At 71.0% G+C, this 13,799-nt stretch carries 14 protein-coding genes; 6 read left to right on the forward strand and 8 right to left on the reverse strand.

The features are described from left to right. Positions 1–132 precede the first annotated feature (132 nt). A complete protein-coding gene (locus E1288_RS17020) occupies positions 133–807 on the forward strand; it encodes a TetR/AcrR family transcriptional regulator (RefSeq protein WP_132486169.1) in 675 nt (224 codons plus the stop codon). Between the two features lie 21 nt (positions 808–828). Here the strand turns inward: E1288_RS17020 and E1288_RS17025 are convergent, their stop codons facing one another. The 8 genes from E1288_RS17025 to E1288_RS17060 form a co-directional block, all read right to left on the reverse strand. Continuing rightward, a complete protein-coding gene (locus E1288_RS17025; protein WP_132486170.1) occupies positions 829–1,209 on the reverse strand; it encodes a VOC family protein in 381 nt (126 codons plus the stop codon). Between the two features lie 85 nt (positions 1,210–1,294). Next, a complete protein-coding gene (locus E1288_RS17030; protein WP_132486172.1) occupies positions 1,295–2,635 on the reverse strand; it encodes a uracil-xanthine permease family protein in 1,341 nt (446 codons plus the stop codon). Between the two features lie 101 nt (positions 2,636–2,736). After that, positions 2,737–3,735: a TIGR03842 family LLM class F420-dependent oxidoreductase gene (locus E1288_RS17035; protein ID WP_132486174.1), complete on the reverse strand. Its 999-nt coding sequence runs from the start codon at positions 3,733–3,735 to the stop codon at positions 2,737–2,739. A gap of 110 nt (positions 3,736–3,845) precedes the next feature. Then, the gene (hydA, locus tag E1288_RS17040) at positions 3,846–5,246 is read right to left on the reverse strand and encodes a dihydropyrimidinase (RefSeq protein ID WP_132486176.1); all 1,401 of its coding nucleotides are present in this window, start codon (positions 5,244–5,246) and stop codon (positions 3,846–3,848) included. Then, a complete protein-coding gene (locus E1288_RS17045; protein WP_132486178.1) occupies positions 5,243–6,541 on the reverse strand; it encodes an aspartate aminotransferase family protein in 1,299 nt (432 codons plus the stop codon). Before E1288_RS17045 ends, hydA begins: the two co-directional genes overlap by 4 nt. Positions 6,542–6,552: 11 nt before the next feature. Next, positions 6,553–7,395: a nitrilase-related carbon-nitrogen hydrolase gene (locus E1288_RS17050; RefSeq protein ID WP_132486180.1), complete on the reverse strand. Its 843-nt coding sequence runs from the start codon at positions 7,393–7,395 to the stop codon at positions 6,553–6,555. A 554-nt stretch (positions 7,396–7,949) separates the two neighbouring features. Beyond that, positions 7,950–9,338 (reverse strand): NAD(P)/FAD-dependent oxidoreductase, encoded by a 1,389-nt coding sequence (locus tag E1288_RS17055; RefSeq protein WP_132486182.1) that lies wholly within the window; start codon positions 9,336–9,338, stop codon positions 7,950–7,952. A 6-nt stretch (positions 9,339–9,344) separates the two neighbouring features. Continuing rightward, a complete protein-coding gene (locus E1288_RS17060; protein ID WP_093267813.1) occupies positions 9,345–9,728 on the reverse strand; it encodes a DUF5313 family protein in 384 nt (127 codons plus the stop codon). A gap of 192 nt (positions 9,729–9,920) precedes the next feature. Here E1288_RS17060 and E1288_RS46985 point away from each other — a divergent pair, with 192 nt between their 5' ends. The 5 genes from E1288_RS46985 (at position 9,921) to E1288_RS17080 (ending at position 13,691) form a co-directional block, all read left to right on the forward strand. Then, positions 9,921–10,073, forward strand: a complete 153-nt coding sequence (locus tag E1288_RS46985; RefSeq protein ID WP_165968147.1) for a hypothetical protein — start codon at positions 9,921–9,923, stop codon at positions 10,071–10,073. A 273-nt stretch (positions 10,074–10,346) separates the two neighbouring features. After that, the gene (locus E1288_RS17065) at positions 10,347–10,907 is read left to right on the forward strand and encodes a hypothetical protein (RefSeq protein ID WP_132486184.1); all 561 of its coding nucleotides are present in this window, start codon (positions 10,347–10,349) and stop codon (positions 10,905–10,907) included. Between the two features lie 50 nt (positions 10,908–10,957). Next, positions 10,958–11,758 (forward strand): SDR family oxidoreductase, encoded by an 801-nt coding sequence (locus E1288_RS17070; RefSeq protein ID WP_132486186.1) that lies wholly within the window; start codon positions 10,958–10,960, stop codon positions 11,756–11,758. 66 nt (positions 11,759–11,824) lie between these two features. Then, complete coding sequence (locus E1288_RS17075; protein ID WP_132486188.1) at positions 11,825–12,589, forward strand: TetR/AcrR family transcriptional regulator; 765 nt, start codon at positions 11,825–11,827, stop codon at positions 12,587–12,589. A gap of 67 nt (positions 12,590–12,656) precedes the next feature. Continuing rightward, positions 12,657–13,691, forward strand: coding sequence for a methyltransferase (locus tag E1288_RS17080; protein ID WP_132486190.1), 1,035 nt, complete (start codon positions 12,657–12,659; stop codon positions 13,689–13,691). Positions 13,692–13,799 lie beyond the last annotated feature (108 nt).

The following is a 13,799-nucleotide window of genomic DNA, read 5'->3' on the forward strand; positions in this document are numbered from 1 at the left end:
CCCTGATCACCGAGCGAACAAATGGATGATGCTCTTCCGGTTATAGCGAAGTGGAAGAATTTCGTCCACCTAATTTCGGCCCGGAACATGCGACAATCCGCCCACCCGACGCACAGCACGCGAGTGAGGACCATGACGACCGACGCCACGCCACGGCTGCGGGCCGACGCCCGCCGCAACCGGGACCGGATCATCGCTGCGGCGCGGGCCGTCTTCACCGAGCACGGCACCGAGGTCCCGATGGAGGAGATCGCCCGCGCCGCCGGTGTCGGGATCGGCACCCTGTACCGCCGCTTCCCGGACCGCGAATCGCTGCTCGGCGCCATCGGCCGGGACGCGTTCCAGCAGGTCTTGGACGAGGCCCGGGCGATCGGCGACCGCGAATCCGACCCGTGGCGCGCGCTCTGCGACTTCCTGCTGCGCGCCGCCAACCTGCGCACGGTCGTCCGGTTCTCGATGCTGTCCCAGCGGGCCAGGGCGATCCTGGCCGCCGATCCGGAGGTCGAGCAGGCGCGCGAAGAACTGCTGGAAATCCTCGACGGGATGGTGCGCGCCGCGCAGGCGAACGGTTCGATGCGGCCGGACGTCAGCGGCGGCGACCTCGGCATGATCCTTTCGATCGTGCTCCAGGGCGTGCACATCGCCCCGGACGACATCCGCCAGGACGCCTCGGCCCGCTACCTGACGCTGATGCTCGACGGCTTGCAGGCCCGCCCCGGCACGCCGCTGCCCGGCAGGCCGGTGACGATCGCCGACATCGCCCTGGTGCGGCACAGCGCGGCAGTGGCCGACGAGCAGACCGTCTGACCGGCGCGCTCGCCGTCCCGGTCAGCTCGCCAGGTCGTCGGCCTGGAACATGCCGAAGATGTTGCCCTCGGTGTCCCGGCAGTACGCCACCCAGCCCATGCCGGTCAGCGCGGTCCGCGGCATCGCCACCCGGCCGCCCGCGGACTCCACAATCGACAGCATGGCGTCGACGTCCTCCACCTCCATGGTCGTCGCGAACGCCGCGATCGGCGTCTCGTCGGAGGGCTCGGAGCCCTTGCGGGGCAGCAGGCCGCCATCGATGCCCGGGCCCTGTCCCGTGAAGATCAGCCAGTACTGCTCGTCGCCCCACTGCTGGAACCGCCAGCCGAACACGGTCGAGTAGAACTCGCGGGCCCGATCCACGTCTCCCACGTGGATCTCGAAGTGCACGGGACGCAGCATGGCGGCCTCCTCGACGCCGGTCGTCGTCTGCGAACCTACGACCTGCCGGCCGCGGGCGCACTGACGATCAGCGGCAGGGAGCAGGTCACCCCCGGGCGGGCACCAGCCAGCGCAGCACGTGGTAGCCCAGCAGCGTCACGATGGTGCCCAGCGCGATACCGCTGAGGCTGAACTGCGGCGTGATCTGCAGCGACACCCCGCCGATGCCGGCCACCAGCCCGGCGGCCAGCGGCATCAGGTTGACCGGGTCGCCGAAGTCGACGCGGTTCTCCGTCCAGATCTTCGCGCCCAGCAGGCCGATCATGCCGTAGAGCACGACGGTGATGCCGCCGAGCACTCCGCCGGGAGTCGCGGCGATCACCTCGCCGAACTTGGGGCACAACCCGAACAGGATCGCCACGATCGCGGCCACCCAGTAGGCCGCCGTGGAGTACACCCGGGTGGCGGCCATGACGCCGATGTTCTCGGCGTAGGTGGTCGTGGGCGGGCCGCCGACCGCGCTGGAGAGGGTGCTGGCGAAGCCGTCGGCGAAGATCGCCCGCCCGAGGCTGCCGTCCAGCTTGGTACCGGTCATCTCCTCGACGGCCTTGACGTGGCCGGTGTTCTCCGCGATCAGCGCGATCACCACGGGCAGCACCACGAGGATCGCCGCCGCGTCGAACGACGGCGCGTGCAGCGTCGGCAGGCCGAACCAGCTGGCGTCGGCGACGCCGCTGAGATCGAGCCGGAGGTGCATGCTGACCTCGCCGCTGGCGTTCGGCGCGGTGATCGGGCCGAAGCCCAGGTCGAACAGCCACGACAGGACGTAGCCGACGACCAGCCCGATCAGCACCGCGATGCGGGACCAGAATCCGCGCAGCAGCACGCTGCAGCCGAGCACCACCATCATGGTGATCAGCGCGATCCACTGGTCCTGCGGCCAGTACGACTCGGCGACCACCGGGGCGAGGTTGAAGCCGATCAGCATCACCACGGCGCCGGAGACCGCGGGCGGCAGCACCTTGTGCACCACCTGCGGGCCGACGAAGTGGATGATCATCCCGACCGCGGACAGCACCAGGCCGAGCACCAGGATCGCGCCGGTGACCGTCGAGCTGTCCCCGCCGCCGGCCCGGATCACCGTCACGACGCCCACGAAGGACGCGCTGCTGCCCAGGTAGCTGGGGATCTTGCCCTGCACGATGAGCAGGAACAGGATGGTCGCCACGCCCGAGACCATGATCGCCAGGTTCGGGTCCAGGCCCATCAGCACAGGGAAGACGAAGGTGGCGCCGAACATGGCCACCACGTGTTGGGCGCCGAGCCCGATGGTGCGTCCCCAGGAAAGCCGCTCGTCCGGGGCCACCGCCTCGCCGGGGCGCGGCGTGCTGCCGTCCCCGTGCAGCTTCCAGCCGACGCCCAGCTTCGCGCCGAGTTCCTGCCGCATGGCGCCCCTCCTCGTTCCACCCCGCCGGTCGGGGCTGCCACTTTCCGGCGGAACTCTACAAACCCGCGGCCGTGTGATCACCGCCGCAGGTCCGCGAGGCGTCAGGACATGGCCGGGATGACGGCATCACCATAGGCGTCCACAGTGGAGTCGAGCGCGTCGTGCATGGCGTAGATCGCGAACTGGTCGACCCCGGCATCGCGCAGTTCCTGCAGCTTGGCCAGGTGCGCCTGGGCGGGCCCGAGCAGGCAGAACCGGTCGACGATCTCGTCCGGCACGAACTCGGTGCTCGGGTTGTCGGCGCGCCCGTGGTGCGAGTAGTCGTACCCCTTCCTGCCCCTGATGTAGTCGGTGAGCGCGGCGGGCACCGCATCCGCCGCGTCGCCGTAGCGGGCGACGAGGTCGGCGACGTGGTTGCCGACCATGCCGCCGAACCAGCGGCACTGCTCGCGGGCGTGGTCGAGGTCGTCGCCGACGTAGGCCGGGGCGGCCACGCACACGGTGATCGACGCCGGGTCGCGACCGGCATCGCGGGCGGCCTCCCGGACGTGGTCGACCATCCACCGCGTCAGGTACGGGTCGGCGAGCTGCAGGATGAAGCCGTCCGCCTGCCGGCCGGCGAGCTCCAGGGCCTTCGGCCCGTAGGCGCCCATCCAGATCGGCAGCCGGCCGTCGCGCACCCACGGCAGCCGGACCGGGGTTCCGTGCAGCTGGACCTCGCGGCCCTCGGCCAGCTCCTTGATCACGCGCATGGCCTGTTCGAGCGTCGCCAGCGTGGTCGGCCGCCCACCGGTGACCCGCACCGCCGAGTCGCCGCGGCCGATGCCGCACACCGTGCGCGGCCCGAACATGTCGTTGAGCGTGGCGAAGGTCGATGCGGTGACCGTCCAGTCGCGGGTGGCCGGGTTGGTCACCATCGGGCCGACCACGAGTCGTTCGGTGGCGGCCAGGATCTGGCTGTGGATGACGAACGGCTCCTGCCACAGAACGCAGGAGTCGAAGGTCCAGCCGTGGCTGAAGCCGAGCTGCTCGGCCCGGCGCATCCGGTCCACCACGGACCACGCGGGCGGATCGGTCTGCAGAACCAGTCCGAAGTCCATCTCTCCCCCAAAACTGTTCTTGAATCTAATTTGCTTTGCGGTGCGGGTAGCGGAACCTCAGACGCCGCCTGGACTGTCGGAGCCCCGACTTGCGTATGACCTGTACGAATTCAGATCAGGTACTGGCAGGTGTCGCGGGCCAGGAACCGCCCGTGCCCGGCCCGGCCCGTGTAGGTGCCGTCGTCGACGACGACCTCGCCGCGGGAGAGCACAGTGCGGACCCGGCCGGTGATCCGCTTGCCCTCGTAGGCGTTGTAGTCGACGTTCATGTGGTGCGTCTCGGCCGAGAGCACGTGCTCGGCGCGCGGGTCGTAGATCACGATGTCGGCGTCTCCGCCGGGCGCGATCGTGCCCTTGCGCGGGTGCAGGCCGAACATCCGGGCCGGGGTGGTGCAGGCCAGTTCGATCCAGCGGCGGCGGTCGATGCGCCCCTCCACGACGGCCTGGTGCAGCAGGTCGATGCGGTTCTCCACGCCCGGGATGCCGTTGGGGATCTTCGAGAAGTCGCCGCGGCCGAGTTCCTTCTGGTCCTTGAAGCAGAACGGGCAGTGATCGGTCGACACCACCGAGAGGTCATTGGTGCGCAACGCCCGCCACAGGTCCGCCTGGTGCTCGGCGGGCCGCAGCGGGGTCGAGCAGACGTACTTCGCGCCCTCGAACTCCGGCCGGGCCAGGTCTTCGACTGTGAGGAACAGGTACTGCGGGCAGGTTTCGCCGAAGACGTTCAGCCCGTTGTCGCGGGCCCGGGTGATCTCGGCGACGGCCTCGGCCGCCGAGACGTGCACGACGTAGAGCGGGGCACCGGCCACTCTGGACAGCTGGATCGCCCGGTGCGTCGCCTCCGCCTCCAGCAGCGGGTGCCGGACCTGCCCGTGGAACCGCGGGTCGGTGCGCCCGGCGGCCAGCGCCTGCTGCACGAGGACGTCGATGGCGATGCCGTTCTCGGCGTGCATCATCGTGAGCGCGCCGTTTCCGGCAGCCTGCTGCATGGCCCGCAGGATCCGCCCGTCGTCGCTGTAGAACACGCCGGGATAGGCCATGAACATCTTGAAGCTGGTGATCCCCTCGGCGACCAGCGCGTCCATCTCCTTCAGCGCCTCGTCGCCGACGTCGGAGAGGATCATGTGGAAGCCGTAGTCGATCGCGCACTGCCCGTCTGCCTTGGCGTGCCAGGCGTCCAGTCCTTCGCGCGGCGAGCCGCCGACCGGCTGGATCGCGAAGTCGACGATCGTGGTGGTGCCGCCCCACGCGGCGGCCCTGGTGCCGGTCTCGAAGGTGTCCGACGCGAACGTCCCGCCGAAGGGCATCTGCATGTGCGTGTGCCCGTCGACGCCGCCCGGGATGACGTAGTGCCCGGACGCGTCGATCACGGTGTCCGCATTGGACACCCACTGCTCGGCGACGGCGGGCGCGGCGATCGCGGTGACCTGCTCGCCGTCGACGAGCACGTCCGCGTGGGTCTCCTCGGTCGCGGTGATCACGAGGCCACCGCGGATGATCGTCCTGCTCATGACCGCCCCGCCTTCTCCAGCGCCGCCAGCAGGATCCGGCCGCCCTCGCGCGCCTCGGCCTCCGTGAGGGTCAGCGGCGGCGCGATGCGCAGGACGTTGCCCTCCAAGCCGCCCTTGCCGATGAGCACGCCGCCCCGCCGAGCCTCCTCGAGGACCTCGGTGGCGATCTCCGGCGCGGGCGTTCCGTCGGCGTGCGCCAGCTCCACGCCGATCATCAGGCCCTTGCCGCGCACGTCGACGACGGTCGGGATCCGGCCGAGCGCTCCGTCGAGCTGTTCGCGCAGCACGCCGCCGACGCGCGCGGCGTTGCCCTGCAGGTCGTGGTCGAGGAGGTAGTCGAGGTTGGCCAGCGCACCGGCCGCGGTGACGGGGCTGCCGCCGAAGGTGGAGATCGAGTTCGCCCGGACGCTGTTCATGATCTCGGCGCGGGCGATGACGCCGCCGACCGACAGGCCGTTGCCGATGCCCTTGGCGAAGGTGACGATGTCCGGCGCGCCGTTGGCGTCGTGCGCCTGCCAGCCCCAGAAGTGCTCGCCGGTCCTCCCCCACCCGGTCTGCACCTCGTCGCTGATCCACAGGATGCCGTGCCGGTCGAGGACCTCCTTGAAGCGGGCGAACATGCCGTCCGGCGGGGTGGCGAAACCGCCGACGCCCTGGATCGGCTCGGCGATCAGGCAGGCGACGTTGCCGTTCAGCTGCCCGAGCACGTCCTCCAGGTCGGACACGCACGCGGCGGTGAACTCCGCGTCCGGCAGGCCCGCGAACGGGGTGCCGCGCCGGCGGCTGCCGTGCACGTACGCCGTCTGGACCGGCGACAGGCTGGTCGGCGACCAGCCGCGGTTGCCGGTCACCGCCAGGGCCGAGAACGACCGGCCGTGGTAGCTGTTGCGCAACGCCAGCACCTGGTTGGAGGCGCGGTAGCCGGTGGCCAGCAGCAGCGCGGTGTCGTTGGCCTCGGTGCCGCTGGTCGTGAAGAACACCCGCGGGTCGTCGATGCCCGAGAGCTCCGCGACCCGCTCGGCGAGCTCGATCATCGGCCGGTTCAGGTACAGCGTGGAGGTGTGCAGGATCCGGCCCGCCTGCTCGCCGACCGCCGCGGTCACCTCGGGCAGCGCGTGCGCGGTCATCGTGGTGAGGATGCCGCCGAAGAAGTCCAGGTACCGGTTCCCCTCGGCGTCCCAGACGTGCCGCCCCTCGCCGCGCTCGACGTCGATCGGCTCGTCGTAGTACAGCGCGAGCCAGTCCGGCAGCACCGCGCGGTGCCGCTTGGTCAGCTCTGCGTGCGTGCTCGTCATCGTCGTTCCTCTCACGGCTCGGTCAGCAGGCGGTAGGCGTCCGGGCGGCGGTCGCGGTAGAACGCCCACTTCTGCCGGACCTCGTCGATCACGTCGAAGTCCAGGTCGCGCACCACGAGTTCCTCGTCGGTGCCGCTGGCCGGCTCGCCGACGAACTGCCCGTACGGGTCGACGAAGTAGCTGGTGCCGTAGAAGTCGTTGTCGCCGTACTCCTCGATGCCGACCCGGTTGATCGCCGCGATGAAGTACTCGTTGGCCACCGCCGCGGCGGGTTGTTCGAGCTTCCAGAGGTAGGAGGAGAGCCCGCGGCTGGTCGCCGACGGGTTGTAGACCAGCTGCGCGCCGGCCAGCCCGAGCGCCCGCCAGCCCTCCGGGAAGTGCCGGTCGTAGCAGATGTAGACGCCGATCCGGCCGACGGCGGTGTCGAAGACGGGCCAGCCGAGGTTGCCGGGGCGGAAGTAGTACTTCTCCCAGAACCCGGGCAGGTGCGGCAGGTGGTGCTTGCGGTACTTGCCGAGGTAGCTGCCGTCGGCGTCGATCACGGCGGCGGTGTTGTAGTAGAAGCCGGGTCCGTCGACCTCGTAGACCGGCACGACGATGACCATGCGGAGTTCCCGCGCCAGCGCGCACATCCGCTGCGTGGTCGGCCCGTCGGGCACCGCCTCGGCCCAGCGGTAGTGCTCCGCCTCCTGCACCTGGCAGAAGTAGGGAGCGTTGAAGACCTCCTGGAAGCCGATGATCCCGGCGCCCTGCCCGGCCGCGGCGCGGGCGTGCTCCTCGTGCTGGTCGACCATCGAGGCGGTGTCGCCGGTCCACTTCGCCTGGACCAGCGCCGCACGAACGATGTTGGGCATGGTTGCGCTGCACCCCTTCGGTCGGTGATGCCCTCTAGGACGACGTTCGGAGGGCGACCATGACGAGCCGGTCGGCCCATCCATCGAAGGTATGACCAGTGGCCATGACGCGCAATGATCAAGCGGTCACGCAGTGTTCCCGTCGGGCGGCGGCGGGAACCTCCGCACGGCCTAGGCGTGGGGCAATGCCGGAATCACCTCGCCGCCCCGCCGACCGAATTCCATCGAACAGGCGAAGCGCCGGTGTGTCGTGCTATCGGCTTTCGACCGCGACCCGCAGACCCGAACCGACCAGGACGGTCCCGCTGACGGCTTCGTCGCTCGTGAGTGCGTAACAGGGCTCCAGCCCGGTTGCGCACTCACGAGCAGTCAGCCATGGCCGCCCTGCACGTCGCGTCCAGGCTGGACAACCAACCCACGCCAGGCCGCAGCCTTCATCTGCTGAGCCCGATCCTTTTCCCGATCGAGGAACGACCGCAACTGGACTGACCGGCAGGGTCACTCGCAGATGATGCCGATCTCGTGGGAAATCGACGCCACCGGACACCAACCCGTCAGCTGCCGAGGCCGATGCCGCGGTTGTCGAGGAAGCGCAGCCAGCGGCCGCGCCGCCCGCCGTTCTCGTCGGCCCGGGCGAGAGCGCGGCGGGTGTACTGGACCAGCGGCCAGCGCAGGGGTTCCGGCGGGAACGGGATGGGCCGGTCGCGCACCATGCGCAGCCGGGCGCGTTCGGTGTCCTCTCCCCACAGCAGGTCGAGCGCGGTCTGCGCGCCGAAGCGGGACGCCGCCACGCCCAGGCCCGTGTAGCCGACCGCGTGGGCGACCCCGCGGTCGCAGCCGATGACCGGCGTGAACCGGACCGTGGAGTCGATCGGCCCGCCCCAGCGGTGGGTGAAGCGCAGCCCCTCCAGCTGGGGGAAGGTCCGGAAGAAGTTCCGCGCCAGCGCGCGGTGCGCGGCGTCGTGCCGGGCCAGGGCGGGATCAGTGCGGCCGCCGTAGTAGTACACCGCGTCGTAGCCGCCCCACAGGATCCGGCCGTCCGGTGTCGGGCGGTAGTAGTGGAAGCGGTTGGCGCTGTCGGTGACGCCCTGCCGGTCCCGCCACCCCAACGAGTCCCACTGCGGTGCCGACAGCGGCTCGGTGACCAGGACGTAGTCCCAGATCGGGAGCACGTACCGGCGGACCGAGCGCAGCGGCGCGGGAAACGCGTTGGTCGCGAGCACGACGCTACCGGCCCGCACGGTCCCTTGTGGAGTCTTCAGTCGGACCCCGGCGTCACGACGCAGCGCGCGCACGGGGCTGCCTTCGTGGATGCGCACCCCGAGCCGCTGCGCCGCCGCGGCGAGACCCCAGGTCAGCCTCGCCGGGTCGACGAGCCCGCCCGCGTCCGGCAGGCGCACGCCCGCCCGGTAGGTCGGCGAGTTCACGTCCGCGCGAATGCCGCCGGCACCCAGGAACCGCGCCGCCATCCCGTGCTCGCGGTACAGCTCGGCCTCGTCGCTGAGCTCCTCGACCTCGTGGGGCTCGGTCGCGACGCTCGTCTTGCCGCACAGCCGGAAATCCGCGTCGATCGCCTCGTCCCGCACGAACTCGCCGATCGCTTGGAGGTTCTCCCGCCCCAGGCGCACCAACCGGTCGTTCTCCGCCGGCCAGCAGAAGCGGCCGTGGGCGAGGCCGTGCGTCAGGGATTCCGACACGAAGCCGCCGTTGCGGCCGCTACCGCCGTGCCCGAGCCGGTGCGCTTCCAGCAGCAGGACGTCGAGGTCCGGGCGCCGCCGCTTGGCCAGGATCGCCGCCCACAGCCCGGTGAATCCGCCGCCGACCACGACGAGATCCGCGCGGTCGTCGCCGGGCAGCGGATCGCGCGGGGCGGGCGCGTCCGCGCGATCCATCCAGTACACGGCGATTTCGGCATCGCGCAACGCCGGGTCGAGCTCGTCCATCCGGCGCTAGTCCCACCACGGGCGATAGCCGACGCCGTGCTTCGCCACACGGCGGACGTCTCGGCGCAGTTCCCGGGTTTCGCGCGCGACGCCGGGCGGGAAACCGTGCTTGATCGCCCGGTGCTCGGCGGTCTCGCCCATGTAGCAGACTGAGTAGAACAGTCCGACCAGCAGGCCCAGCAGGATCGAAGTGAGCCGGATCCACAGCGGACCGGGCATCAGCACTAGGAGGCAGAAGGGTGCCAGCTGGGTCAGGGCGCGGGCGAAGTGCCGCAGCACCCAGGTCGAGCAGGTGACGTCGTGCAGCACCCACTCCGCGCACCGGTCCGGCAGCCTGCCGCCGAAGGCGTACCAGACCCACTGCGCCGGATTGGGCCGATTGGTCGCCATGTTCTCCAGGCTAGTCTCCGCGATTCGGGTCTCCAGCCGCCCATTCGGCCGGATCCGACGACGCGGCAATCCTAGGCCCGGCCGGGCGCGGCACCCGCATCCGACCGGAAATGCGTCCCGCGACACACCTGGGGGATACCGGTAACGAAGGCCGCCCCTGATCGATGTTATGGGCAGAAGGGGTGAGTGATCGTGTTCGTCGTCGTTGTCGCCTTGTTGCTCGTGCTTGTCCTGGGTGCCGTCATGTTCACCGACGTGCTGGACCACAAGGGTTCGCCGAGCCGTGGCCTGAAGAACGCGGTGGCCCAGTTGCGGCGGGACCTCCGCCTGCTCGGCCACCGCTGATCGTCCAGAGTGGACTCCGGCCTCGCCTCGCGGCGAGGCCGTTTCCGTTCCCGGCCCCACCGCCCGCGACCCTCCCACCAGCGATGATCTTGCGAATCGCCGACCCGGGGGGGCTGGCCACGCGGGCCGGCGGTGACGTAGGGTGCGACCGGCCGTCATCACTCGTTCGGGTGAAGGCGACGCCGCGAACAGACCAATCGGCCGGACAGGTGGGTGGCAGAAGTGGGTAATTCGTCGTTGCCGCGAGCCCGCACTCGGGGCCGCCACCGGCGGGTGGAACCCAAGACGTGGCAGCACGCCACTCCCCCGCGGGTGATCGGCTACGCGGTCGCGGTGTTCCTCACCGTGATCGCGGTCAGCAGCGCCTACCACCGCACCGACGCGCCGCAGGCAGCGCCGGCTCCGGCTCCGCAGCCGGCCGCCGCCCAGCCCGCCGCGCAGTTCCTCGCTCCGCAGGTCACGGCCACGGCGCCGGACCTGGCTCCCGCGACGCCGGAACCGCGGCTGCTCGCCAGCGAAACCCCGGCCCCGACCCCCGCCAAGACGCCGGTCACCGAGCGGCAGACCGAGGAAGCCCCGGAGACGACGAAGGCGCCGAAGCCGACCACCCGGACCTCGGCGGCCGCGGCGACCTCGCAACCGGAGGAGCCGAGCCGGACCACGCAGCCGTCCGACGAACCGGCGCCGACCACGCAGCCGTCCGAGCCGCCGAGCGAGACCGCCCCGCCGTCGCAGCCCGAGCCGCCGAGCGGCTCCGAGCCCGAACGCCCGGGCCTGCTGCCCGCGATCGGCGGCATCGTCGACGGGCTCACCGGACCGCTGCTGAAGCCGTAGCCGTCGCGACTTCGGCACCCCGGTGGGACAGTTGATCCGGAGGTGCCGAGATGGACACAGTCGCGATCACCGGCGGGACCGGACACCTCGGGCGCGAGCTGGTGCGCCTGCTCAAGCCCGCGTACCGGGTGCGGGTCCTGACGCGCCGACCCGGCACCGATCCCGAGCTGGAGTGGGTGCAGGGCGACCTCGCCACGGGTGAAGGGGTCGCCGAAGTGGTGGCCGGCGCGCACACCGTGGTGCACGCGGCGACGTGTTCCCCCGCCGCCCAGCGCGGTTTCATGCACCCGGTCGACTTCTGGCGCAGCCCGCCCGATGTCGACGTCGACGGCACCAGCCGGTTGCTCGAAGCCGCCGCGGCGGCCCGGGTCCGGCACTTCCTCTACGTCTCCATTGTCGGCGTGGACCGGCCGGCCATGCCCTACCTTCGGCTGAAGCACACCGCCGAGGAGCTCGTCAGCGTCGCCGACGTGCCGTGGTCGATCGCGCGGGCGACCCAATTCCACTGGCTGCTGGACCGGATGCTCAACCGCGCCGCCCGGCTCCCCGTGCTGCCGCTGCCGGGCGCGCTGCCCACGCAGCCGGTCGACACCCGCGACTTCGCCGAGTACCTGGTCGAATGCATTCGCGATGGTGCCGGGCAGCGGCGCGAGGACTTCGGCGGCCCGCAGGTGCTCACCCTCCGCGATGCGCTGCGCACCTGGCAGCGCGTCCGCGGCACCGACCGCCGGGTGATCAACGTGCCCGCGCCGCGGCGGCTGCGCCGGATCGCCACCGACATGACCTGCCCCGGCGGTCGCCGCGGCAAGATCAGCTGGGCCGACTGGCTGCAGTCGCACCCCGCGGAGTGACCGCCGCGCCGCACGCTCCGGGCGCTCTCCTACGATCTGAGGCGTACGGAGTACGGAGAGGGTGCGATGGCGACGGAGTACAGCGGCGGCGGAGACCCGGCACGCAGCCTGGCGCTGCTGTGGCGGACGCAGGACGGGCCGACCAGCGGGCGCAAGGGGCGGTCCGATCTGGGCGTGGGCCGGATCGTGCGGGCGGCGATCGAGATCGCCGACACCGACGGGCTCCCCGCGCTGTCGATGCGCCGGGTCGCCGACCACCTCGGTGTCGGCACCATGTCGCTGTACACCTACGTGCCGGGTAAGGCCGAGCTGATCGACGTCATGCTCGACACCGCCTACGGCGAGACCGCCCGCCCCGAGCCCGGCCCCGCCTGGCGAGACCGGTTGGCGCAGGTGGCGCGGGAGAACTGGGCGATGTACCACCGGCATCCGTGGATGCTGCAGGTCGCGGCCGGGCGCGCCGTGCTGGGTCCGAACGCGATCGCCAAGTACGACCACGAGTTGGGCGCGGTCGCGGAGCTCGGGCTCACCGACGTCGAGATGGACTCCCTGCTGAGCCTGGTGCTGGGGCACGCCGAGGCCGCCGCCCGGCGGTCGGTGGAGATGGCGCAGGCCGAGCAGCGCAGCGGGATGAGCGACGAGCAGTGGTGGCAGGCGCACGCCCCTCTGCTCGGGCAGCTGGTCGACCCGCAGCGCTACCCGACGGCCACCCGGGTCGGCGCCGCCGCGGGCGAGGCCCACGGCTCGGCGCACAACCCGGAGCACGCCTTCGAATTCGGCCTGCAGCGGATCCTCGACGGCATCGAGGCGTTCGTCGCGGGCCGCGGCTAGCGGTCAGGCGATCTCGACCTGCCTGGACCCGCAAACCCGGCCGGCCACGGGTGGATAGGGTTGATCAATGGTCCAACCAACGGCAGAACGGTCGATCATGGCGCTGGCCGACCTGGCCACCCCCATGGCAATCCGGGTGGGGGCGACGCTGAGCCTGGTGGAACACGCAGGGGGCGAGGGCGCGACGGCGGAGCAACTCGCCGCCAGAACCGGAACCGCGACGCAGGCGATGCGATGCCTCCTCGATCACCTGGTCACGATCGGCGCATTCGATCTCGATGCGGATTCCGCCCGTTATCGGCCCACGAGTCTCGGTGCCCAGATGGGCGAGGATGCCCCGGAAGGGGTCAAACCCCTGCTCGACATCACTTGCGCAGGTGGTCGCGGCGAACTCGCCTTCGTCGATCTCCTCGAGACGGTCACCACCGGCGCGCCCGCCTATCCGCACCGGTACGGGCGCGATTTCTGGGCGGACCTCGACGCCGAGCCGAAACTGCGGCGCACGTTCGACGCCCAGATGAACTGGCGGTTCCGCGAGCAGGCGCCGCAGATCGCCACGAGATTCGACTGGAGCCGCTTTCCCGACATCGTCGATGTGGGCGGCGGCGACGGGGCGTTGCTCATCGAGATCCTGCACGCCCATCCCGGCGTCAGGGGCCGGATCCTGGACTTGGCACCCACGGCGACCGCTGCCACCGAAAGGTTCGCCGCCCTCGGACTCGGGGACCGGGCGAGCGCTGTCTCCGGCAGCTTCTTCGACCCACTGCCCGCGGGAGCCGACGCCTACCTGCTCTCCGACATCCTGCACGACTGGGACGACGAGCACGCCCGAAGGATCCTGACCGAGTGCCGCCGGGCGGCCACCCCGAACGGCACCGTGGTGGTGATCGAGCCGGTGCGGGGCCACGGGGTCGGCACGGCCATGGACCTGTTCATGCTGATGTGCTTCGGCGGCAGGGAAAGGACGGTCGACGAGCTGACCGAGCTCGCCGCCGGCTGCGGGCTCCTGCTCCACAGCTCGGTTCCAGTGACGGAAGGGCGGATGGCACTGGAACTCGGAGTCGCGCCCGATCTTGCGGATGAACCGCCGCAGGTCCGGTAGCACTCTGCCTTGCCCCGCATCATCACCTGTACACCCGCGGCTTCGGTCGAGTCGGGTTCACGAACCGCTCAGCCGCCGGCCCCACCCCGCGCAGTCGCATCCTCGGAT

Source organism: Saccharopolyspora elongata (assembly GCF_004348985.1).
Lineage (GTDB): Bacteria > Actinomycetota > Actinomycetes > Mycobacteriales > Pseudonocardiaceae > Saccharopolyspora > Saccharopolyspora elongata.